The 23,704-nt window shown below is 37.3% G+C and carries 24 protein-coding genes; 21 read left to right on the plus strand and 3 right to left on the minus strand.

Translation table 11 applies throughout. From position 1 onward, the window contains the following. The first annotated feature begins 41 nt into the window (after positions 1 to 41). The 9 genes from argF to GYM71_RS03875 all read left to right on the plus strand — a co-directional run bounded on the left by argF (position 42) and on the right by GYM71_RS03875 (position 8,786). Positions 42 to 1,070, plus strand: coding sequence for an ornithine carbamoyltransferase (gene argF, locus GYM71_RS03835; RefSeq protein ID WP_220220981.1), 1,029 nt, complete (start codon positions 42 to 44; stop codon positions 1,068 to 1,070). Positions 1,071 to 1,669: 599 nt separating this feature from the next. After that, positions 1,670 to 2,701 carry a sugar-binding transcriptional regulator gene (locus tag GYM71_RS03840; protein WP_220221174.1) on the plus strand — a complete coding sequence of 344 codons (1,032 nt, stop codon included), beginning with the start codon at positions 1,670 to 1,672 and terminating at the stop codon, positions 2,699 to 2,701. 52 nt (positions 2,702 to 2,753) lie between these two features. Beyond that, positions 2,754 to 3,770, plus strand: a complete 1,017-nt coding sequence (gap, locus tag GYM71_RS03845; RefSeq protein WP_103752134.1) for a type I glyceraldehyde-3-phosphate dehydrogenase — start codon at positions 2,754 to 2,756, stop codon at positions 3,768 to 3,770. Positions 3,771 to 3,873: 103 nt separating this feature from the next. Continuing rightward, positions 3,874 to 5,085, plus strand: a complete 1,212-nt coding sequence (locus GYM71_RS03850; RefSeq protein ID WP_103752135.1) for a phosphoglycerate kinase — start codon at positions 3,874 to 3,876, stop codon at positions 5,083 to 5,085. 24 nt (positions 5,086 to 5,109) lie between these two features. Beyond that, the gene (gene tpiA, locus GYM71_RS03855; RefSeq protein WP_103752136.1) at positions 5,110 to 5,865 is read left to right on the plus strand and encodes a triose-phosphate isomerase; all 756 of its coding nucleotides are present in this window, start codon (positions 5,110 to 5,112) and stop codon (positions 5,863 to 5,865) included. A 177-nt stretch (positions 5,866 to 6,042) separates the two neighbouring features. Then, positions 6,043 to 6,660, plus strand: coding sequence for a hypothetical protein (locus GYM71_RS03860; RefSeq protein ID WP_220220982.1), 618 nt, complete (start codon positions 6,043 to 6,045; stop codon positions 6,658 to 6,660). 109 nt (positions 6,661 to 6,769) lie between these two features. Further along, on the plus strand, positions 6,770 to 7,336 hold the full coding sequence (locus tag GYM71_RS03865) for a hypothetical protein (protein ID WP_103752138.1): 567 nt from the start codon (positions 6,770 to 6,772) through the stop codon (positions 7,334 to 7,336). Positions 7,337 to 7,544: 208 nt separating this feature from the next. Then, a complete protein-coding gene (locus tag GYM71_RS03870) occupies positions 7,545 to 8,156 on the plus strand; it encodes a hypothetical protein (RefSeq protein ID WP_220220983.1) in 612 nt (203 codons plus the stop codon). Positions 8,157 to 8,216: 60 nt separating this feature from the next. Continuing rightward, the gene (locus GYM71_RS03875) at positions 8,217 to 8,786 is read left to right on the plus strand and encodes a GDSL-type esterase/lipase family protein (protein ID WP_220220984.1); all 570 of its coding nucleotides are present in this window, start codon (positions 8,217 to 8,219) and stop codon (positions 8,784 to 8,786) included. Positions 8,787 to 8,812: 26 nt separating this feature from the next. Here GYM71_RS03875 and GYM71_RS03880 read toward each other — a convergent pair whose 3' ends face one another. Together GYM71_RS03880 and GYM71_RS03885 are read right to left on the minus strand one after the other, a co-directional pair. Continuing rightward, positions 8,813 to 9,334: an LURP-one-related/scramblase family protein gene (locus tag GYM71_RS03880; RefSeq protein ID WP_220220985.1), complete on the minus strand. Its 522-nt coding sequence runs from the start codon at positions 9,332 to 9,334 to the stop codon at positions 8,813 to 8,815. A 10-nt stretch (positions 9,335 to 9,344) separates the two neighbouring features. Beyond that, positions 9,345 to 10,220 carry a Cof-type HAD-IIB family hydrolase gene (locus GYM71_RS03885; protein ID WP_220220986.1) on the minus strand — a complete coding sequence of 292 codons (876 nt, stop codon included), beginning with the start codon at positions 10,218 to 10,220 and terminating at the stop codon, positions 9,345 to 9,347. Between the two features lie 204 nt (positions 10,221 to 10,424). Between GYM71_RS03885 and GYM71_RS03890 the strand changes: the two genes are divergently transcribed. Genes GYM71_RS03890 through tsaE form a run of 3 tightly spaced genes read left to right on the plus strand, consistent with a single transcriptional unit; the run spans position 10,425 to position 12,604 of the window. Beyond that, positions 10,425 to 11,120 carry a uracil-DNA glycosylase gene (locus GYM71_RS03890; protein WP_220220987.1) on the plus strand — a complete coding sequence of 232 codons (696 nt, stop codon included), beginning with the start codon at positions 10,425 to 10,427 and terminating at the stop codon, positions 11,118 to 11,120. A 12-nt stretch (positions 11,121 to 11,132) separates the two neighbouring features. Next, entirely contained in the window at positions 11,133 to 12,119 is a 987-nt protein-coding gene (gene pta, locus GYM71_RS03895) for a phosphate acetyltransferase (RefSeq protein WP_220220988.1), read from the plus strand. A gap of 2 nt (positions 12,120 to 12,121) precedes the next feature. Further along, positions 12,122 to 12,604 (plus strand): tRNA (adenosine(37)-N6)-threonylcarbamoyltransferase complex ATPase subunit type 1 TsaE, encoded by a 483-nt coding sequence (gene tsaE / locus GYM71_RS03900; RefSeq protein WP_220220989.1) that lies wholly within the window; start codon positions 12,122 to 12,124, stop codon positions 12,602 to 12,604. A gap of 31 nt (positions 12,605 to 12,635) precedes the next feature. Here tsaE and GYM71_RS03905 read toward each other — a convergent pair whose 3' ends face one another. Further along, complete coding sequence (locus GYM71_RS03905; protein ID WP_103752146.1) at positions 12,636 to 13,169, minus strand: 3'-5' exonuclease; 534 nt, start codon at positions 13,167 to 13,169, stop codon at positions 12,636 to 12,638. A gap of 99 nt (positions 13,170 to 13,268) precedes the next feature. Here GYM71_RS03905 and murB point away from each other — a divergent pair, with 99 nt between their 5' ends. The 9 genes from murB to GYM71_RS03950 all read left to right on the plus strand — a co-directional run bounded on the left by murB (position 13,269) and on the right by GYM71_RS03950 (position 23,624). After that, positions 13,269 to 14,168: a UDP-N-acetylmuramate dehydrogenase gene (murB, locus tag GYM71_RS03910; protein WP_220220990.1), complete on the plus strand. Its 900-nt coding sequence runs from the start codon at positions 13,269 to 13,271 to the stop codon at positions 14,166 to 14,168. A 31-nt stretch (positions 14,169 to 14,199) separates the two neighbouring features. Next, positions 14,200 to 15,045 (plus strand): diadenylate cyclase CdaA, encoded by an 846-nt coding sequence (gene cdaA, locus GYM71_RS03915; protein ID WP_103752148.1) that lies wholly within the window; start codon positions 14,200 to 14,202, stop codon positions 15,043 to 15,045. Continuing rightward, positions 15,042 to 16,016, plus strand: a complete 975-nt coding sequence (locus GYM71_RS03920; protein ID WP_103752149.1) for a CdaR family protein — start codon at positions 15,042 to 15,044, stop codon at positions 16,014 to 16,016. The genes cdaA and GYM71_RS03920 overlap by 4 nt, the downstream gene beginning before the upstream one ends. 31 nt (positions 16,017 to 16,047) lie before the next feature. Next, positions 16,048 to 17,400 (plus strand): phosphoglucosamine mutase, encoded by a 1,353-nt coding sequence (glmM, locus tag GYM71_RS03925; RefSeq protein ID WP_220220991.1) that lies wholly within the window; start codon positions 16,048 to 16,050, stop codon positions 17,398 to 17,400. 201 nt (positions 17,401 to 17,601) lie between these two features. After that, positions 17,602 to 19,413, plus strand: coding sequence for a glutamine--fructose-6-phosphate transaminase (isomerizing) (gene glmS / locus GYM71_RS03930; RefSeq protein WP_220220992.1), 1,812 nt, complete (start codon positions 17,602 to 17,604; stop codon positions 19,411 to 19,413). A gap of 117 nt (positions 19,414 to 19,530) precedes the next feature. Next, positions 19,531 to 20,346, plus strand: coding sequence for a Cof-type HAD-IIB family hydrolase (locus GYM71_RS03935; protein WP_220220993.1), 816 nt, complete (start codon positions 19,531 to 19,533; stop codon positions 20,344 to 20,346). Positions 20,347 to 20,370: 24 nt separating this feature from the next. Continuing rightward, the gene (locus GYM71_RS03940) at positions 20,371 to 20,808 is read left to right on the plus strand and encodes a CopY/TcrY family copper transport repressor (protein ID WP_220220994.1); all 438 of its coding nucleotides are present in this window, start codon (positions 20,371 to 20,373) and stop codon (positions 20,806 to 20,808) included. Between the two features lie 34 nt (positions 20,809 to 20,842). Continuing rightward, the gene (locus GYM71_RS03945) at positions 20,843 to 21,556 is read left to right on the plus strand and encodes a hypothetical protein (RefSeq protein WP_220220995.1); all 714 of its coding nucleotides are present in this window, start codon (positions 20,843 to 20,845) and stop codon (positions 21,554 to 21,556) included. A gap of 544 nt (positions 21,557 to 22,100) precedes the next feature. Continuing rightward, positions 22,101 to 23,624: a glycosyltransferase gene (locus GYM71_RS03950; RefSeq protein WP_220220996.1), complete on the plus strand. Its 1,524-nt coding sequence runs from the start codon at positions 22,101 to 22,103 to the stop codon at positions 23,622 to 23,624. Positions 23,625 to 23,704: the final 80 nt, after the last annotated feature.

Below are 23,704 nucleotides of genomic sequence, written 5' to 3' on the forward strand. Positions count from 1 at the left end.
TTATTAGATTTAGTCACAAAAAATTCAAAAAGGAGATATTTATGACTAAAAGAGATTGCATCGAAACTTTGGCATTTTCAAAAGAAGAAATGCAATACATAACTGATTTAGGTTTAAAGATTAAGGCGGCAATTGCTAATGGTTATTATCCGCCTTTACTTAAAGGAAAAAGTTTGGGGATGATTTTTGACCAGTCATCTACCAGAACTCGTTGTTCGGCTGAAGCGGCAATGACTGAATTAGGCGGACATGCGCTATATTTAGCACCAGGTCAAATACAGCTTGGTGAGAATGGACACGAAAACTTAGAAGACACGAGTCGTGTTTTAGGAGATTTGCTTGATATTATTGGTGTGCGCATCAGTAGTCAGGAGGCAATAAAAAGCATTGCTTTGAGTTCAAGAGCACCCGTAGTTAGCTTTATGAGTGACGATGATCATCCAACTCAAGCTCTTGGTGATCTCATGACTATTGAAGAGAATATGCCGGCTGGCAAGAACATTGAAGATGTTAAGCTGGTGTTTGTTGGTGATACAACACAAATTACTCTATCTGCTTTGTCATTGTGTGCTCAAATGGGAATGAACTTTGCACAGTATGCACCAAAAGAAAGGCAGATTTCGACTGCTATTTTAAACCAGGCAAAAGAAATTGCTGTCAAAAGTGGAGCTACAATTGAATTATCAGATCAAGATGACATACTGCATGGTGCAGACTTTGTTTATACTGATGTTTGGTATGGCTCGTATGAAGACGAATTGACCAAGGAAGAATATCTGAAAATCTTCTATCCTAAATATCAAGTTAACGAAAAATTGTTGGCAAAAACTCATAATACTAATGTTAAATTTATGCATTGTTTGCCAGCTAACCGTGAAGAGGAAGTCTCAACTGCTGTTCTTGAAGGTAAGCATTCGATTGCTTGGGAACAATCTGCAAATAAAAAAGCGATAATGCGGGCAATCTTTACTTATTTATTGAATTCTCAAAAACAAGAGCCATCTGCTTCAGTAAAAACTAATTTTCAAAATGAGCTTGATGCAATGCTGGCTAAAAGTCCTGTCAAATAAGCAGCAGACCTAATTTGATAATACTGAAAAATAAAAAGTCAGGTTAACTAGTAACCTGACTTTTTTATTGCTTTTATTTAATGGGCCCCCTGAGAGTCGAACTCAGATTTTAAGAACCGGAATCTTACGTGCGATCCATTACACTAAGGGCCCGAACAAATACATCAAGTAGTATACCAAAAAAATTGCCAAAGTTAAAACTTTTTTGCTAAAAAATAGCTTTTTAAGGAGGATGACGCAATTTACGGTCACAAATATAAAAGATTCAAGGTGATGAGATAGGTGAATAACAAAGTATTAAAACAATTCTTATAAAGCTTTTTAGTTAAAAACCAGTATGTTATCAGTAGTAATCGGGCAGACTCGAAAGTAATGAGACAGTAACCTCAAAAATTAAGTATTTAAGTCGACAATTGTGGGCATTAATTGCTTTTATTTTCCTTGAATTATTCAAAAAGGGTTGTTATACTATAGATGTCGATTGAGAAATGGGAGATCTTAATATCGTAAGTCTACGTTTCTCTTATATTTTTAGACAATCTGGGACGAAAAATGACAAATATCGGGTCATGTTTGTCCCGGGAGAAGGAGAGAAGTCGATGTACGCGGAAATTCCTGTGCTAGAAGCTCTCGTTCCTGACATCTTAAAAGTTTTTCGGCAAAGGTATCTTGTCCTTGAGCAAATTTCTCTTCATGCACCTGTTGGACGCAGAAGTGTTGCTCGGTCATTGGGACTTTCTGAAAGAAATGTGCGAACCGAAACAGAGTATCTTCGTGAGCTTGGTTTAATTGAGATCAAGAGTTTTGGCATGTTTATGACAGAAAAGGGCAAAAAGATGTTGCAAGAAGCAGCACCACTGATTGATCGCTTGTTTAATGCTCGTGAGACTGAAGTCGATTTAGCACGTAAACTTGGGATTGAACGAACGATTATTGTTCCTGGTGATAGTGATTTGCAAGAGCTAGTCTTTGAAAAGATGGGAGAAGAACTAAATTCTGCTCTGGATCTTTTATTGCCGCTCGGGCATTCAATTATTACTGTACTAGGTGGAGCTGCACTTGCAAAGTCAGCTAGAAATTTGTCTAAAAGTTTAGGTAAAAATCGGCAATTGGAATTTGTACCAGGTCGGGGAGCCTTAGGCGAAAATGTTGCTATTCAAAGTAATACAATCGTCCAGGAAATGGCCGCTGAGACTGGTGGTAACTATAAAACTTTATATTTACCTGAACAGGTTTCAACAGAAGCTTATAAGTCTCTGATTCGTGAATCAACTGTTGCTGATGTGCTTGAAGATATTTCTAAGACTGATGTCGTAATTCACGGAATAGGGCTAGCTCATGATATGGCACGTAGACGAGGATATGATTCAATTCGTTTATCCGAGTTGCGTGAAAAAAAGGTCGTCACCGAATGTTTTGGGTGTTTCTTCGATGGCGATGGAAAGATTGTTGACCGCGTGCACCAGGTTGGCTTGCAGTTCGAGAATCTAAATAAAATACCTCACATATTTGCCTTTGCTTGTGGCAGCCGGAAGGCAAAAGCAATCGAAGCTTATATGCCTAATGCTCCTCATCAAACCTGGTTAATTACTGATGAGGGAGCCTCAAATAAGATTTTAAAGGAGAAATAATTCTCATTTAAAATAAATAGATGTTTATAGTTCTTAAGGAGGACTTTAGAATATGACAGTTAAAATTGGTATTAACGGCTTTGGCCGTATCGGTCGTTTAGCATTCCGTCGGATCATGGATTTGGGCGAAAAGTCAAAGGATATCGAAGTTGTTGCTATTAACGACTTGACTACCCCAGCACTTTTGGCACACTTGTTGAAGTATGACTCAACTCATGGTACTTTTGACCACGAAGTTTCAGCTACTGACGACTCAATTGTTGTTGATGGTAAGAAATACCGCGTATACGCAGAACCACAAGCTCAAAACATTCCTTGGGTTAAGAACGATGGCGTTGACTTTGTTCTTGAATGTACTGGTTTCTACACTAGTAAGGCTAAGTCACAAGCTCACCTTGACGCTGGTGCAAAGAGAGTCTTAATTTCAGCACCTGCTGGTAATGACTTGAAGACTATTGTTTACTCAGTAAACGATGACACTTTGGACGCAAGCGACAAGATCGTTTCTGCTGGTTCATGTACTACTAACTCATTGGCACCAATGGTTGATGCTTTACAAAAAGAATTTGGCATCAAGGTAGCTACTATGACTACTATCCACGCTTACACTTCAACTCAAATGCTTTTGGATGGACCTGTTCGTGGTGGTAACATGCGTGCTGCTCGTGCTGCTGCAGTTAACATTATTCCTCACTCAACTGGTGCTGCTAAGGCTATTGGTCTTGTTGTTCCAGAATTGAACGGTAAAGTTAACGGTCACGCACAACGTGTTCCAGTTACTGATGGTTCATTGACTGAATTAGTTTCAATCCTTGACAAGAAGGTTACTGCTGATGAAGTTAACTCAGCATTGAAGAAGTACGAAAGCCCATCATTTGCATACAACGATGACGAAATCGTTTCAAGCGATGTTGTTGGTATGACTGCTGGTTCAATCTTTGACCCAACTCAAACTATGGTAACCACTGCTGGTGACAATCAATTAGTTAAGACTGTTGCTTGGTACGACAATGAATACTCATTCACTTGCCAAATGGTTCGTACTTTGTTGAAATTTGCTACTCTTTAATCGCTAAATTTGATTACTGTTAAGTAGTAAAGAGAAGGCGGAGGGAAATTCTTCCTTCCGCCTTTTTTTCAAGAGAAAATAATTAAGTTATCGGAGGATAAAGATGGCTAAATTAATCGTTTCAGACCTTGATGTTAAAGATAAAAAGGTTTTAGTTCGTGTTGACTTTAATGTCCCAATTAAAGATGGTGTAATTGGTGATGACAACCGGATCGTTGCTGCACTTCCTACTATTAAGTACATTATTGAAAATGGTGGTAAAGCCATTTTGCTTAGTCACTTAGGTCGGGTAAAATCAGACGCAGATAAAAAAGAATTGACTTTAAAGCCTGTTGCTGATCGCTTAAGCGAATTGTTGAACAAGCCTGTAACTTTTGTTGCCGAAAATGAAGGCAAAGAAGTTGAAGACACTATTAACAACATGCAAGACGGCGATGTTGTTGTCCTTGAAAACACTCGTTTCCAAGATATTGACAATGATTTTGGTAAGCGTGAGAGTAAGAATGATCCTAAATTAGGTGAATACTGGGCTTCACTTGGCGATATGTATGTCAATGATGCTTTTGGTACTGCTCACAGAAGTCACGCTTCTAATGTTGGTATTGCTGAAGCAATGAAGAAGGATGGTAAGCCTGCAGCAGCTGGTTTCTTGATGGAAAAGGAAATCAAATTCTTAGGAGATGCCGTTGCTAATCCAGTTCACCCATTTGTTACCATTTTGGGTGGTGCTAAGGTTTCAGACAAAATTGACGTTATTACCAACTTGATTCCTAAATCAGATCACATCTTAATCGGTGGTGGTATGGCTTATACTTTCCTTGCTGCACAAGGTCACGAAATTGGTAAGTCATTATTTGAACCTGACAAGGTTGACTTAGCTAAGAAGCTCCTTAAGGAAGCAGATGGCAAGATTGTTTTACCAGTTGATAACCTAGCTGCAACCGAATTCTCAAATGATGCTGCACGCAAGGTTGTTGGTGATGATATTCCTGAAAACATGATGGGGCTTGATATTGGTCCTAAGACTGTTGAAAAATTCAAGGATATCTTAAAAGATGCTAAGACTGTTGTATGGAACGGCCCAATGGGTGCTTTTGAAATGTCCAACTTTGCTGAAGGTACGTTAGAAGTAGGTAAGGCTTTAGCTGATCTTACTGATGCTACTACTATCATTGGTGGTGGTGACTCAACTGCTGCTGCTAAGCAATTAGGTATCGCTCCTAAGATTACCCACATCTCAACTGGTGGTGGTGCTTCTCTTCAATACCTTGAAGGTAAGGAATTACCAGGTATTGCCTGCATCTCAGATAAATAAGCTATAGGAAAGGACGTCGATTAAATGCGTACACCAATTATCGCTGGTAACTGGAAATTAAACATGAACCCAGAGCAAACAGCAGAATTTGTTGCTGCTATTAAGGATAAGTTGCCAGAATCAAGCAAAGTAGAATCATTAATTTGTGCTCCAGCTGTTGACTTAGATGCTTTGAAAAAAGCTGCGGCTGGTTCAGAATTACGTGTTGGTGCTGAAAATGCCTACTTTGAAGATGAAGGTGCCTTCACTGGTGAAACTTCACCTAAAGTTCTTAATGAAATGGGAATTAACTACTGCATTATTGGTCACTCAGAGCGTCGTGGTTACTTCCATGAAACTGATGAAGACATTAATAAAAAAGCTAAGGCTTTATTTGCTAACAATGTTACCCCAATCGTTTGCTGTGGTGAATCACTCGAAACTCGTGAAGCTAACAAGCAAGAAGAATGGGTAGTTGGTCAAATTAAGGCAGACTTAGAAGGTCTTTCTGCTGACCAAGTTGCCAACTTAGTAATTGCTTATGAGCCAATTTGGGCTATCGGTACTGGTAAAACTGCTAGTTCAGACCAAGCTGAAGAAATGTGCAAGACTATCCGTGATACGGTTAAAGACTTGTACAATGAAGAAACAGCTGAAAATGTTCGTATTCAATACGGTGGTTCGGTAAATCCAGGCAACGTTAAGGAATTAATGGCTAAACCAAACATCGATGGTGGTTTAGTTGGTGGTGCATCACTTAAGCCTGACTCATACTTAGCTTTAGTAAACTACCAAGACTAATTTTAACTGTATTAAAGAAAAAGCTTCTGCCATGAGCAGAAGCTTTTTTTGTATGTAAGAAAGGAGTAATTCGTTCAGTCAATCGTTTTTAAAATAGTTCAGAGTTTCATTGCCTTAACTATCTTTATGGGATTATAATGATAATCAACATAATAAAAAATAAGGAGGCTTTTAATAATGAAGTTGCGTAAAATAATTACCGTGCTGCTAGCGACAGTAACATTGACTACTGTCAGTGGATTGCTAACTAGTCAACCGGAAATGGTGCAAGCCAAGCAAACAAAAATTAAGATTAAGAAAACAAAAAATGGCTTTACAGCTAATTTTAATTTTCCTCAATCATGGCGTGGTAAGTGGTATAGCTATACTAATCAGAAATTGAAAAGTATGGAAATTCATTCCAAGGGCTTAAATACGCCGTGGACTGGTGAATATGTGAAACTTGTTACACCAACAAAGGTTAAAGGAACTAATAAGTATATCTGGCAAATGGGTCATAAATGGAACCAAAAACATTATCCGGTTATCAAAAAAGTTTCGCGCGTCTCTACTAAAACACTTAATAAGCAAAAATGGATTATCATGAGTCCAATTGACGAAAAATCTTTAAAGATGGGCTACGCTTTTGCCTTAGAAACTAGGCAATTAGATGGAACTAACCAGGAAATTATGTTTGAGGCAAACCCAATAACTGGTCAAATTTATGAACAATTCTTTAGGTCTCCAGAATTAGCCCAAAAATATAGTGAGTATCGTTTTAATGACTTAAACTATCTTTCTTATGATGTAAACTAGAATAAACAAAGTAGAACTATGATTAAAAAAGCAAATTTAGCCTTAAAATTGCTTTTTTTGTTAACATAGTATTAGTGGATTATTTAGTTTTACATGAAGGAGAGTTAAATTGAAAAAATTAAAATATTTATATGCTCTAATGGGAGTGTTTGCTATCGGTCTTTTTGCCTACAAGGCTTTTAATAATGAAATTTTACCTCCTACACAAATAGTACAAGCGCAACATGTTAAAGGAGATTTAGGCAAATTTACTGTTCCCAAGAGAATGCGGGGAACTTGGTATGGTAAATATTTTGATATAGGTGGAATTAAGTCAAAAACGCTTAATAAATTGAAAGTGTCAGCTCATAAAATTGGTGGAACAGTTTTACATAAACAAACTGCTAATTTTAATGGGACCAAGATTCCTAAAAAAGCGCAAAATTGGGCAAGAGTATATTACCCAGTCACTTATAAAAAAGATCACGGTATTAAGTATGTTGGCATGTATCCTTGGGTTAGCCCAGCATCTTCTGGAACACATCTCGGTTTATACCATTATAAGGGTCATAAAGTTTTAATTGAGCGAACAACGTCTTCTTCCAGAATAACTAATGTTTACTGGAAATCTAAGCGTTTAGCCAAAAGATTTGGTGGGCATAAGCCAAAAGAACTTAAGCGATACGCAGAGTATTAAACGTCGATTAGTTAGCAACTTTTTATTTTATAATAGTAGTCTTATTTAGCTCCAGGTTGATATTTGGGAATAAATCCTTTGACTCATATTCAAAACTGACCATTTTGATGAACATATAGATAAATAAAACTAATTTGCTTAAAGGTACACTTTTAGCAATTAACTGGTATAATAATAAATTATCTTAGGTTCTCAGGAGGCCGACAATATGAAAAGTAAAAAGATTATTACACTGCTTGCAGCCGCAACTGTTACTCTGACTGCTGCTACTGGTGTAGTCGCAACTCAAGCAGAGCAAACCCAAGCAGCTAGTGTTAAGAAAAGTAAATATGGCTTTAAAAAGTCATTTACTTTCCCCACATCTTGGCGCGGCAAATGGTACAGCACCAATAATTTGACTCCAAGTCCAATGAACATTCAAAAGACTTCTTTTGATACACCATGGACAAACGAACATGTGAAAGCTGTCAAAGTTGGTAAGGTTAAGGGTACTAACAAATATCCTTGGCAAATGACCAAAGCTTGGAAATTAAAGAATGCTGGTGTATTTGCAAAATATACTCGAGTAACTACTAAGAAAATGAACGGCGAAAAGTGGATTGTTTTGAGTCCAGTCGATCAAAAGTCTACTAAAAAGGGTTATGCATTTACTGTAAAAACTGAGTTAATTGATGGCAAAAAAGAACCTGTATTGTTCCAATCACATCCGCAAGAAGGAAAGGTTACTAACCAATTCTTTACTTCTGAAGAATTAGCTAAGAAGTATGCGACATATGAGTTTAAGGACATGACTTACAGCAAAGTAAATCCTCGTCAATAATATTGTGACTGCAACTACTATCATGTAGTTGCAGTTTTTTGTTTAATTTTGGAGAAAACAGTGAAATTACTTTTATCAGGCGATAGTATCATAGCGCGAAAAGAAGGTTTAACTGAACCGCATATTAACTATAATTTGAAAAAGCTGCTTTCAAATCTTCAGGTTATTAATACCGCTGTTGCGGGAATTAACTCAGTAAAATTTTATGACATGATTTCCGAGTTGGTTTTAAAAAGAGAGCATTGCGATAAAGTAGCAATCTTATTGGGTACAAATGATTTAGCTGCCAATAAACAGGTACCAATTGATCAATTTAAGCAAAAGATGGCATCAATCGCTTCTAGCCTTATTCAAGTTTACTCACCAAAAGATATTATTTTTATTTCGCCGCCAGCCATTGATGAACTAAAGCAGAAATACCGCACAAATTATTTAGTGGCACTTTACACTGCAGCGATTGAAGAAGTTACTGAAGATTACCATCTGCAATTTATTAATTTGTACCAAGCAATGATTTCTAGTAAAGAAATTAAAATACTTTGTCGTGGTTTACTCGATGATGGCTTACATTTTGGCAATGCAGGCTATACCTTACTAGCTAATTTGCTTTTCGAACAACTAACTAAATAATAAAAAGCACCCCCACCGAGGATGCTTTAATTAAATTTCACATTATATTTTTGGCCGATTGGCGGAAACGTTGGAAGCCGCAAGGGAGTGGTATGCCATTGGGTAAACAAAGTGGCACATAACAAAATGAAGGGAACGTCTTCTGGTCGTAGAATATTGCAGGTAAGAACTACGCCAATTTTTTGGATATCCGTTTTTACAGTCGCTACTTTCTTGATTCCTGATAAAAACTTATAACTCCCGTTTTTAATACTTCCGCTAACGAGGTAATTTAGCCGAGTGACATAAAACAGGTTTGTAACTTTGCTATTGAGACGTTTAACCTTTACTAAAGAATGGTTAACAACGTCGATGGTATAAGAAGAAATAATCCCATTTCCGTCAGTATAAAGACGTCCAATTTCTGTCCCATGAGTATTTTTTAGATAAAGGGTATGATTGGGATTATCAAGATTGCCCTGAATAATATACTGAATTTTACCTTGCTCATTGGCTACGGGAATTTGACCATACTCCTGTTTTTGATTTAGTTCCAATAAATAGCGCATTCCAGCACCTCTATTCTTTAGCGTTATTGCTAATAAACTTCTTTAAAATATAAGCTACTCCATTTTCATTATTAGTTTTAGTTTTAACTTGTGCAATTTTTTTGATTGCGTAGACGGCATTTCCCATTGCCACACCGGTACCTGCATCCCTAATCATGCTTTCGTCATTAAGGTTATCGCCAATTGCCGCAATTTCATTTTGCTTGATTCCCTTTTTTTGCGCATAGTCCAATAATGCTGGTCCTTTTTGGGCCTTGATATCGTTGATTTCGATGTTTGCAGAAGAGCTGGAAGTAACAGCAACATTGCCAAGTGCCGTGATTTCTTTTTTGACGTCAACAAACGCTTCTGGTCCATGACCGTCAAAAGCAATAATTTTCATCACTTCAAAATGGGGATCATTTAAAAGTGTGGTAAAACTATTAACATGCTTCATACTAAACATTGCATTACTGCCAGCGGAGGTTGCCACAGCCTTTTTAAACGTCAGTCCCGGATTAAGGGCAATTAGGGATCGAGCTAGGTTAACAACTCGCTGACTTATATCTAGCGAATAAATCAGGTCTTCGGTTACTAATTCATGGTAAATATGATGTTTTTGCAAGATGTTGACAACCTGCTCTGCTTTATCATTTGGTAATGCGTGTTTAACTTGCAACTGATTATTGGCATCATAAACCAAAGCACCATTGATGTTGATGAATCCTGTTTTAAGACCATAATTTTCGATTACTTTACGTGACTGTTCTGGTGAACGACCTGTTGCAACTAAGAATTCAATGCCATTTTTTTGAGCTTCCCGAATTGCCTTAATATTTTCATTAGATACTATTAAATCACTGTTAAACAAGGTACCGTCCAGATCGCATGCTACTAATTTAATCAAGATAAAATAAGCTCCTCCTCCCGAAAATCGGTATTTTTTACTTCTCTATCATATTAACATAATAAGGGGAGAAAACTTTTCACATTTTTAAATAAAATCTAATTAAATAGAAGATAAAGAACCGTTTAAATGTCGAAGATTCTACACAAACATTATTAATTTCATGATACCATAAGGGCTAGTGAAAGAGAGGCTATTGCTAGAATGAAAAAATTTATTGGTAATGACTGGGACGAAGTATTGGCTCCTATATTTGACAGTAACGAATATCATGAATTACATGAATTCTTAAAAACAGAGTACAAAACTAAGCGGATATTCCCAGATATGTATCATATTTTTACTGCTTTTAAGTTAACCCCTTTTGCTAAAACAAAAGTAGTCATTTTAGGTCAGGATCCCTATCACAATCCTGGTCAGGCAACAGGAATGAGCTTTGCTGTAATGCCTGGAGTAAAGTTGCCACCGTCATTACAAAATATTTATAAAGAACTATATGATGATGTCGGCTGTGTGCCGGTTCAACATGGTTATTTGAAAAAATGGGCTGATCAAGGAGTGCTCCTTTTGAACGCAGTTTTAACAGTTCCTTATGGTCATGCTAATGGTCATCAAGGTAAAGGCTGGGAAAATGTAACGGATGCTGCCATCAAGGCTTTGAGCGATCGGGGAGAAGTAGTTTTCATTCTTTGGGGACGATATGCTCAAAATAAAATTGCATTAATTGACCTTGACCGTAATTTTGTGATTAAATCAGCTCACCCCAGTCCATTTTCGGCAGATCGTGGCTTTTTTGGCTCACGGCCATTTTCTCGTTGTAACGAGGCCCTGAAGAAGTTTGGGAAAACCCCAATTGACTGGCAATTACCGCAACAAGTAACACAATCAGATTTAGTATAGGTGAGATAATAAATGAGTATTTTTGAACTATTAAAAAGTAAAGTAAAGAACGCGGGAAAAAAGTACCGCATTGTTTTTGCAGAAGGAAATGATGAAAGAGTATTAGCCGCTGCTGCCGCACTGCAGCAAGATGATGTTTTAGAGCCAATTTTATTAGGCGACACAGCTGAAATTGAAAATGTTGCTAACCAAAATAAGATCTCATTGGCCCAAATACAAGTGGTTAACCCCGAAAAATTTCATGCGCTAGATGAAATGATTGCAGCTTTCATTTCGGCTCGGGGTAAAGAAATAACTAAGGAAGAAGTCCGTGAAGCGTTAAAAGATCCTAATTACTTTGGTACAATGCTAGTTAAAATGGGCAAGGCTGATGGTATGGTATCTGGGGCTGCTCATTCAACCGCGGAAACCGTTCGTCCCGCTCTGCAATTAATCCATACTGCAGCCGGGATGAGTCGTGTTTCTGGTAGTTTCATTATGGAACGTGGGGAAGAAAAATATCTTTTTGCTGATTGCGCAATTAATATCGCACCAGATGCTAAAACGCTGGCAGAAATAGCCTATCAATCAGTTCAAACAGCTAAATTAGCAGATATTGAACCACGTGTAGCCTTTTTGAGTTTTTCAACTAAGGGTTCTGCCAAAGGTGAGATGGTTACCAAAGTAGCTGAAGCTGCTTCACTATTCCAAAAACAGCACCCAGATATTCCTGCTGATGGCGAGTTGCAATTTGATGCTGCATTTGTACCCGCAGTGGCAGCTAAAAAAGCTCCAGACTCTGAGCTAAAGGGGAGAGCTAATATTTTTATTTTCCCAGAACTACAGTCTGGTAATATAGCATATAAAATTACGCAGCGTTTGGGAAATTTTACGGCTATTGGGCCCATTCTGCAAGGAATTGCACAGCCGGTTAATGATTTATCACGGGGTGCAAGCAGTGATGATATTTATCATATGGCTGTTTTAACCGCTGCTCAAGCACTATTAAAGGATAAATAGTAATGAAAATAAATGTAAATTCTTCCACGGAAATGAAACAACTTGGTGCTGCGATTGCAAGTACCGCTAAAGCACATGATTTACTGCTGCTAAATGGTGATTTAGGAGCTGGCAAAACCACTTTGACGCAAGGTATTGGCGAGGCTTTGGGGGTCAAGCGCCCTGTCAAAAGTCCTACTTTTACCATCGTTCGTGAATATGAAGAAGCTAAGTTGCCAATTTATCATATGGACTTTTATCGTTTAGAAAATGATGATTTATCATCAATTGATTTAAGCAGCTATTTACAGCAGCCGGGACTAGTGGTAATCGAGTGGCCTGAAGTTGTTAAAGCCGATCTGCCTGATCAATATTTACAAATTGTAATTCGCCGGGTTGATGATAGTTGGGATTCGACTAAAAGAACGGTTGAATTCCGCCCACAGGGAAAGCGAAATGAAGATTGGGTAGCCGAAATTGCGAATAAAATAAAAAACAGGACTTAACCATTTTAGTCCTGTTTTTAGTATGATTATATTAAACTTGATAAACCAAATTTTTAATTGCTTCATCCCCAAACTGCTCATTTTGCGCAATTAAAATACCAGCACATGCTTCGCTGTCACTAAGTGCATTGTGGTGATGCCATAATTCGACATCTAAAGCATCAGAAACAGTATCTAATTTATGGTTAGGCAGATCTGGTTCAAACAGTTTGCTGGTCTGCAACGTGTCAATGACAAAGTAATGCGGTTCCTGAATATCGTAACGACCTAAACTTTGACGCATAACATTAGTATCAAAGCGGGCGTTATGCGCACAAACGAGCATACCAGGTTGATAAAGCCGCTTAATGTGGGGCCAAACTTCAGCCATAGTAGGGGCATCTTTAACGTCATCGGCTGTAATATCATGTACTTCAATATTACGGGCATCAAATGGCATTTGGGGATTAATAACAGTATAAAAACGGTCAACAATTTTATTATTCCGCACCATCACCAATGCTAATGAACAAGCACTTTCTGGGTGACGGTTAGCGGTCTCAAAGTCCATTGCGATAAAATTCATTTTTTCTCCTTTAAAACTTAATTTTAGTATAACATAGGATGAAGCAACTAAATGAATGCGGTAAAATAGTAAAAAGATAGGATAAAGGGAGCTATAACTTTGAAGTTATTTGATTTAGTAAAAGATGGAATAGAAATAAAGAAACAGGTTCCGCTTAGCAAGTATACATTTACTAAAACTGGTGGGCCAGCAGAATATTTAGCTTTTCCGCAAAATCAAGCCGAACTAGAAAAATTAGTGGAAACCGCTAATTCTAACCAAATTCCTTTAACCGTGATCGGTAATGCTTCCAACTTAATTATTCGTGATGGTGGAATTGCGGGTTTGGTAATTATTTTAACCAAAATGAATAAGATTACCATTAGCGGTAGCTGTGTTGAGGCGCAAGCGGGTGCCCGGATTATTGATACGGCATTTTTTGCTGCTAAGCACGGACTCAGTGGCTTGGAATTTGCTGCGGGTATTCCTGGAAGTGTTGGTGGAGCAGTTTTTATGAATGCGGGCGCATATGGCGGCGAGACAGCTGAGGTTATTCAAACAGTTAAGGTTTTAACGTCAACTGGTGAATTTAAGGAATATTCGAATAAGGAGATGCAATTTTCATATCGTCATTCTCTTGTTCAAGAAAATAATGATGTGGTAGTTAGTGCAACTTTTAGCTTGCATCCCGGTCAAAAAAATATCATTTTGGCGGAAATGAATTACTTAAATGCGTTGCGCCAATATAAGCAGCCACTTGAATATCCTTCATGTGGCAGTGTTTTTAAGCGTCCCGCAGGCCATTATGTTGGGCCAATGATTATTCAAGCTGGTTTGCAGGGAAAACAGGTTGGCGGTGCTCAAAACTCGACTAAGCATGCCGGCTTTATTGTTAATAAAGGTGGTGCTACTGCAACAGATTACCTTGACTTGATTGCGTTAATCCAAGCCAAAATTAAAGAACAGTTTAGGCTGGATTTGCAGACGGAAGTTCGCATAATTGGTAAACCAATTGATTAAAAAATATTTTAGATATTAGAAAGGAGTATTTATGCATTTTAATGTTTCCAATATTTTTACTTGGAACAACTTATCAACCATTCTTGATGTTTTAATCATCTGGTTTTTAGTCTACCACCTCGTTATTTTAATTAGGGGTACTAAGGCCGTTCAACTGGCAAAGGGAATTGTCTTAATCTTCATTGTCCGGATCATTGCCGGTGTTCTTCAGCTGCATACCACTACTTGGTTAATTGATCAGATTGTATCTTGGTCGGTAGTGGGAATTATCGTGATTTTTCAGCCTGAGATTAGGCGTGGTCTTGAGCATTTAGGACGGCTGCCAATTTTTGGAGGTCGCGAGGAGAGTGAACGTGACGAATCGATTAGGTTTATCAATGAGCTAGATAAAGCGATTCAGTACATGTCCAAAAGAAGAATTGGTGCCCTGATTACAATTCAGCAGGAAACAGGTCTTGATGATTATATTGAGACAGGAATTAAATTAGATGCGCGGGTAACTGGCGAGTTGCTAATAAACATTTTTATTCCTAATACTCCTTTACACGATGGTGCTGTTATTATTAACCAAGACCATGAAATTGCGGTTGCCGCTGCTTACTTGCCGCTGTCCGATAACAGTATGATTCCCAAGCGACTCGGAACAAGGCACCGCGCCGCTGTGGGTATTTCGGAAGTTACGGATGCGATTACGATCGTTGTCTCTGAGGAAACAGGTGGGGTAACTATTACTCGAAATGGTCGTTTTCTTCTTGATATGACCCGTGACGAATATATGAAATATTTAACTGCCGAACTAGTACCTAAGAAAAATGAGAATGCTAAATGGTACCAAAAGATTATGCGTAAAATTTGGAAGTGGGGTGCAGACCGATGAAAGAATTTTGGCGTAAATCGTGGTTTATTCGTCTTGTTTCCTTACTAATAGCGATTTTATTAGTTATTTACGTTAATGATACTCAAGGCGGTTTCTTAACTCAGGGCCAAACTAGTCGTACTAGGCAAACAGCTAATAAAACACAGACAATTAGTGTGCCCCTACAAGTCTCAGTGGACACGGATAAATACTACGTAGTGGGTTATCCTGAAAAAGTCAATATTACGTTGGAAGGTTCAACCGCGCTCGTGACTTCGACAATTAATACGCAAAACTTTCGCGCTTATATTGATTTAACCAGTCAAAGCATTGGTACTCACGATGTTAAAGTTCATGTTAATGGTATCAGTCGGCAAATTTCTTATTCGATTAATCCCAAGACGGTTCATGTTAATATTCAAAGGCGAAAATCGACTACTATGCCTATACAAATAGAGTATAATAAGAGTGCTGTAGCTCATGGTTACACGTTAGGTCATTCTAGCGTATATCCTCAGCAAGTTGAAGTTACTGGTGCGCGAAGCGAAGTTGAGCAGATTGACCAAATTATTGCTAAAGTCGTCTTACCAAATGAAATTACTCACACTTATGAGCGGCAAGTAAGTTTGGTAGCGCAAGATCGAAAAGGTAGGCAGCTTAATGTCGTGATTGAGCCAGCTACTGCCAAGGTAACTATTCCAATCTCTGTTGCTAAGAAAAATGTCAAAGTTAAGTTGCAGCCAAAGCATGAACGAAATAACAAAATTTATTCACTAACTGCTAAAAATGACTATGTTACTATTTATGGTGCGGAAAAGGACTTAGCAAAGATTAAAAGTCTACAAGTACCAATTGATCTTAGTAATGTTGCTGCTTCAACGACAAAAACAGTTTCATTGGCCATACCGCATGGGGTAGTTAAGGCCAATCCTGCTCAAATTAGTATTGATATTAAAGTAGAAAATTCCGATGCTAAGGGCAGTAAAAATTAAATTGAAGATAAATAAAGAGAGGTAATTTTTAATGTTAAAATATTTTGGCACCGATGGTGTTAGAGGTGTAGCAAACCAAGACTTGTCCCCTGAATTAGCTTTTAAATTAGGACGCGATGGTGGTTATATATTAACTAAAAATAAAGCTAAAGATGAGCAAGCCAAAGTTTTAGTTTCACGGGATACCAGAATATCTGGGCAAATGCTTGAATATGCGCTGATTTCGGGTTTGTTATCGGTTGGAATTGAAGTGCTTGAAGTCGGTGTGATTACCACTCCCGGACTATCTTACTTAGTGCGTGCGCAGGGAGCCGATGCCGGTGTGCAAATTTCCGCATCCCATAATCCAGTTGAAGACAACGGAATTAAGTTCTTTGGTAGTGATGGCCTGAAGTTGTCTGATGAAATGGAAGGCGAAATTGAAAAATTAATTGATGCTAAAGAAGACAAACTCCCTCGACCATCAGCCGAAGGCCTAGGCTCGTTAACCGATTTTCATGAGGGTAGCGCTAAGTACCTTCAGTTCATTGAAAACACCATCCCAGAGGATCTTGATGGCATTAAAGTGGTCATCGATGGCGCAAATGGTGCTGCCAGCAATTTGATTTCACGCCTGTTTGCAGATTGCGGTGTTGACTTTACCACAATTGCCACACATCCCAACGGCTTAAATATCAACGATCATGTTGGCGCAACGCATACTGAGAAGTTGCAAGAAGAAGTTGTTAAGCAAGGAGCACAACTTGGTTTAGCCTTTGACGGGGATGCTGATCGCTGCATTGCTGTTGATGAAAATGGTAATGAAGTCGATGGTGACCACATTATGTACGTTCTTGGCACCTGCATGCAAGATGGTGGCCGCCTGAAAAAGGATACTATCGTAACCACGGTCATGAGTAACTTAGGTTTCACTAAAGCCCTTGAGCGCAGAGGAATTAAGAATGTGCGGACACAAGTTGGTGATCGTTACGTTTCAGAAGAAATGCGTGCTAACGGCTATAATCTCGGTGGTGAGCAGTCTGGTCATGTCATTATGAGTGATTATCATAATACCGGGGATGGCATGCTAACTGGACTACACTTGATGTTAGTTATGAAGAAAACAGGTAAGAGTCTTAGTGAATTATTGGCTGATTTTAAAGATTACCCTCAATGTTTAGTCAATGTACCCGTTAAGAATAAGCAGGATTGGAAGAAACACCAACCAATTCTTGATGTCATTAAAGAAGTAGAAAAAGACATGAATGGTGATGGTCGTGTCTTAGTACGTCCATCTGGTACGCAATCACTACTGCGGGTAATGGCCGAAGGACCTACCCAAGAAGAAACTGATGCCTATGTTAAACGGATTACAGATGTTGTTGAGCAAGAGATGGGTGCTTAACGATAAAATAAAATAAATTATCAAAGCAGGAAATTTTTTCCTGCTTTTTTGTGTTCTATCAAGGTTATCCTTAGTATGTATATACCAATTATAATTTTTTAGCTTGACCAATTATCAAACTAGTAATATTATTCCTTACATAAAGCTAAATTTACTACTAGCCCAAATAAGCATTTTTGGGCTATACCAAAGGAGAAAAATATGTGCGGAATTGTTGGAATTGTTGGAAAATCTGCTAGAGAAATTGTTTTAAATGGTTTATCTAAGCTAGAATATCGTGGTTATGATTCAGCGGGGATTTACCTAAATGACCAAAAAGGCAATGAGTACATTACCAAAACTGTTGGCCGTATTCAAAATCTAAAAGATCAAATGACGTCTGATGAACAAGGATTAGTTGGTATCGGTCATACTCGCTGGGCAACCCATGGTAAGCCAACAGAAAATAATGCTCATCCGCAATATGATGAAACTGACCGTTTTTACCTAGTGCACAACGGTGTGATTGAAAATTATCAAGAAATAAAAAGCAACTATTTATCAGATGTAAATTTTGTTTCCGATACTGATACGGAAGTTATTGTTCAATTGATTAGTAAAATTGCGCGAACAGAAAATGTGGATGCTTTCACTGCCTTGAAAAAAGCTTTAGCTAAAGTGAAGGGTTCATATGCTCTTTTACTAGTTGACAATACTAAGCCGGATCATATTTATGTCGCAAAAAATAAGTCACCATTAATGCTAGGAATTGGTGCTGGTTTTAATATTATCGCTTCCGATGCGCTATCAGTATTAGATCAAACTAAAACATTTGCTGACTTACAAGATGGACAAGTTGGTGACATTACTAATGATAGTTATGTGATTGAGAGTCTTGCAGGTGAGCCTGCTGTTGTGCAACCATATACTTTAAAAATTGATCCAAATGCGACTTCTAAGGGAACCTATGAATTTTATATGTTAAAGGAAATTTGTGAGCAGCCCGGAGTTTTACGTCACCTTGAACAATTTTATTTAGATCAAAATGGCGAACCTCAAATTAAAGCAAAAATTATTGATATGCTAGCAGCTGCTGATCGGTTATATATTTTTGCTGCAGGGACCAGCTATCATGCGGGTCTGGTTGGTAAAGTGCTTTTTGAAAAGTTTGCAGGTGTACCCACCGAAGTTGGTTTTGCTTCTGAAGCCGGCTACCATTTTCCAATGATGTCAAAGCATCCCCTGTTTATTTTTCTATCACAATCGGGTGAAACTGCTGATTCTAGGGTGGTTTTACAAGAGGCAATTAAGCGCAATATTCCAAGTTTAACTTTAACCAATGTTCCCAATTCAACTCTTGCTCGTGAAGCAACTGCCTCACTTTCCTTAGAAGCAGGGCCGGAGATTGCGGTTGCATCTACCAAAGCATACACCGCTCAAATTGCGTTAGAAGCTATTTTAGCTAAAGCATTAGGAGAAAAAATTGGCAATGAAAATGCGCGTGCTTTTGATTTAAAAACCGCTTTTGCCTTAGCTGCTGAAGGAGCAGAGCAGGTGATTTCAAGTAAGGAAAAAATTGAGCAATTAGCTCAAAAGTTTTTGCTTCCCTCACGTAATGCTTTTTATATTGGCCGTGGGATTGATTATCCGCTTGCTCTTGAAGCAGCGCTCAAGCTAAAGGAAGTATCATACATTCAAACCGAAGGCTTTGCGGCCGCCGAGTTGAAACACGGAACAATTTCACTAATTGAAAAAGGAACACCTGTAATTGCCCTGATTAATGACCCGCTAACTGCCGATTTAATGCGAGGTAATATTCAAGAAGTAATTGCTCGGGGAGCGAGCGTAATCACGATTGCAAGCAAAAAGTTAGCGGTTGATGATGACGATATTGTTCTCCCAGAGATAAATTATTATTTAACCCCACTGGTAAGTGTTGTGGTCGCACAGCTATTTGCCTATTATGCTTCCAAAGATAAGGGCCTTGATGTTGATAAACCACGGAATTTAGCTAAAAGTGTAACGGTTGAATAAACCTTTGAAAGTCCTTATGCCAATCTGAATAAAAGCGAATATTGAAAAAAGTCGTAAGTAATTACGACTTTTTGTATAATAAAGGGGATAATATCCAGATTGTGGGAGGAAAAAACTTTGTCAATTAAATTAATTGCGGTCGATTTAGATGGTACTTTACTTTCTAGCAATAATAGTATTTTGCCAGAAACACAGAAAACGTTGAAACAAGCCATAGACTCAGGCATTCAAGTAGTTCTTGCTACCGGCCGCCCATTATCAGGCGTGATGCAATTCAACCAGGAATTAGGACTAGCCGGGGATAAGCAATATAATATTGTCTTTAACGGTGCAGTTATTCAAAACTTAGCTGGTAAAGTATTGATGAACCAGGAAATGAATTATCATGATTTTACTAATATGCGACGTTTACAGCGCCTTGCTCATGTTAACTTGCATTTTGAAACACCAGAATGTTTTTGGACATGTGACCGAGAATTGGGCGTCAATTTATCGGTCAATGCTGCAATGACAAAAAATATTATTAAAGTACGTAAAGCAGAAGAAATTCCACAAGATTTTACCTTTAATAAAGTGGGCTTTAGCGAGACAGATGATGTCGAAGAAGTAGAGAAGCTTTGGAATAATATTCCGGAGTGGGCTTTTGCCAAATATGATGTTGTGCGTAGTTTTTCTTCTAATATTGAGATTAATATTAAAGATGCTTCAAAAGGTAACGCACTAATTAACCTTGCAGACCGGTTAAAAATTGCTCCTAGTCAGGTCATGGTATTTGGTGACCAAGGAAATGATATTTCAATGTTTTTGAATCCGAGTTTTAAAAAAGTGGCAATGGGAAATGCGATTGAAATGATCAAAGATAATGCAGATTATATAACTGAGGATAATGATCATGACGGAATTGCGAAAGCATTAAAAAAGTTTGTTTTGTAGTAGAATAAAACTAGGTTGACTATTATGGTAAAGAAAAACAAAGAACATAATATTTCTGAAGCCGAGTGGGAAGTCATGAGAATAGTGTGGACTCTCGGCGAAATTCATACTGGTGAAGTAATCGAGCAGCTTCAGACTAAGAAAAATTGGTCTGAATCGACTATTAAAACTTTAATGGGACGCTTGGTTAAAAAAGGTCTATTGCAGACGCGAAAAGATGGTCGCCGATATGTCTATTCTGCCACAGTTACACAAATTCAGATGATGATTCAAGTCACTAAAGAAATGATGAATCATATGTGTGATATGCATAAAGGACAAGTCTTGATTGAAATATTAAAAGACATGCCTTTGTCTGAAAGTGATATTGCTACAATTGAAACAGAACTTGCACAGAAAAAACTGCATGCACCAGCCAAAATTGCTTGCAACTGCTTAGCTTGGGGTCAACACGATTGCTAGAACATTAGTTAATCTACCTAAGGAGGTAAGTCTAATGAGAAGGTTTGCTAGTATAATTCTGCGGTTAGTATTTATAGTATTTATTGGTGCTGCGGGCTTTTTGTTATTTGAAAGTCCGGCAACGATCAATGTTCAAAACGTTCCGAAAGTTGCGCGTTCTGTAATAAAGAAGAACGTCGATAAAAGTGGTGATACCAATTTAAAGGGAACACTGAAGTTAGCTAAAGACTTTGGAGTTGAAAATAAGGTGCTTGAGCAATTGCCTTCAAAGTATCACCGGGATTTATCCTATGTTGACTTGTATAATCTTAGCGTTAGCTATCAGGAAAACGGAGAGCTAACTGCCAAAAATTTAAAGCTACCTGAGAAAAACGAGGTTCAAAAAGCTGTTAATTATCTGATACTCCAGCGTGTTAATAAGGGATTATCGGATAATTCTAAACAGGTCAATAACTCAATCAACATTTTTCACTACTTCTTATTTGGAGCTATTTTGATTTTAGCTCTTGCAGCATTGTTAGTATTATTTGGTCAATCTTGGGCCTCAATTGCTTTGTTAATTGCTGCAGTTGGCTCTTTTGGTGCCTTGCAATATTACCTAAATCAATTAGTCCAATATTTACAAAGCGAATTAGATCCAGGAATTTCTCTAATTACTTCCTCAATGTTATGGTTAGGTTTAGCAATTAGTGTTGTCGTTGCTATTATCTGGCCACTAGGTTTAAAGTTGACCAAGAAAAAGGATTAGAAATTTATAGTATTTTGGTGTTAACCCCATAATTAGCATAACTAATTATGGGGTATTTTGCTGGTCAGCAAAATTATCTAAACAGATTAAAGCTGAGACATGACGGTCTTCCAAAAATGACCAGGGGTTTTATGGATTAGTTTGCCCTGATATGATTAATTATACTAATCAATCAATAATTTATTAGTTATTATACTACTCAAGTAAAATTGCCTAGTAATTAAGCAATAAGGAATTGTAGTAGTACAATTTTATGGAATAATAAGCAAAATAATAGTAAAAAACGGTAAATTTACGATAATTAAGGAGTTGGTTTTAAATAAATAAAATTTTATAGAATATAAAAGTTAGCTTTCAACCAAAATAAATTACATAGTTATAATTTCTTCGTTAACTTAGTTAAAGTAAGTCCTTATAAAATCTTTTATACAGCAACATTTACGATTTATATTATAAATAACATAAATTGCATTTAATAACATGATTCAATTGTGATAAAATATAAAATATAGTATGAATGATTGAAATAATGAGGGATTAATAAATGTATTATTTTTTAAATAACAGATTAGACTCTAATAGTTCTGGCATTGAACATGCTGAAGTTAAAAGGCTAAAATTATTTAAGCAAAAGGGTGTAAAAGCTAAACTTGCAATGCGTGATTATAATCGTTTTGCTCATCGAAATTTACCGCTATATGGTTTAAATGATGACGATTATGTCAATATGTACGATTTTTTTGCTGGAACGGTTAATTATCCGCAACAAAAGATGACAATTGATGAGCTACCAATTCCCGAATCTGATCAGATTAAAAAGGTTGATAATGGCTATGAAGTATATGATGGTAATCGCAAAACAATGTTAATTACTTTGTTTAGTGATAATAATCTTGATACTATTACTTATTTTAATGCCGATGATCATAAGACAAAAATGGATTTTTATGACACTAGAGGTTTTAAAAGCTTTACGCAAATTTTTAATACTTCAAACGATAACCTTATTTATGAATCATTTTATCGACCTGATAATACAGTTTATTATGAAGTTTCATATGAGCAAAAACCAAAGTGGCTTGCAGCAACTAATATTCAACTGACGGATAAAAAAGGTGTGCAGTATTCGCTGATGAATATAGGACAAGCTTTTACTATTATGCTTGACGAGCTAAATGAACAAGATGGCGGCCAATCTACTTTTATCTCAGATCGTAGTAATATCACCAATTTACCTATGATAAACATGAAAACACCGGCACGTAAAATTGAGCATTTTCATAGTATTCATTATGGTGATTACAGAGACCCCAACTCATTTTTATCATATGGCTCAATTGCCAATACGGAGCAGTTAAGTAAAACTGACTTAATTATCACGCCCGGACAGCGCCAGGCAGATGACATGAAAAAACGGTTGCGGACTCAAGTACCGATTGTTGCGATTCCTGTCGGTATTGTATCCAATGAGCAGCTTGCCAAGCCGCATATTCCTATGAGTCAGAGAATTCCCGGTAAAATTGTTATTTTAGCAAGGTTATTTGTTGAAAAACGCATAGGTGATTCTATTAACGCATTTGCGCAAGTTTATCAGAAAAATAAAAACTTAACATTAGATATTTACGGTTACCCTGATGGCTCAGATAATTGTAAAGAAGAAAAGAAATTGAAAAAGCTAGTTAAGGATCTTGGCTTAGAAAATTGTATCCATTTTATGGGTTACGCAAATCAAGTTGATGATATCTATGACCATGCTCAGCTTATGTTGCTTTCTTCACTTTATGAAGGTGCGTCTCTAGTTACGATGGAAGCTCAATCGCATGGCGTTCCGGTAATTTCTTATGACATTAATTATGGTCCATCTGATTTAATTAATAATAATGTTAGTGGTGTTCTCGTACCAAACGGAAATGTTGATGTTTTTGCAGATGAAATTGCAAAATACTTCTCAGATTCTAATTTACGTGAACGAATGAGTGAGGCTGCTTATGAAAACGCTAAACGCTTTTCAGGCGATGAAGTTTGGAAATACTGGAAAAAATATGTAATTGATACGGATAAGGCCTAAAAAGAATTACTTTTTAATTATTATTTGCATATCTTTAACCATCTTTTAAAGATGGTTTTTTTATTTTTTAAATTATTATT

Source organism: Lactobacillus panisapium (assembly GCF_019469265.1).
In the GTDB taxonomy this organism is placed as follows: Bacteria; Bacillota; Bacilli; order Lactobacillales; family Lactobacillaceae; genus Lactobacillus; species Lactobacillus panisapium.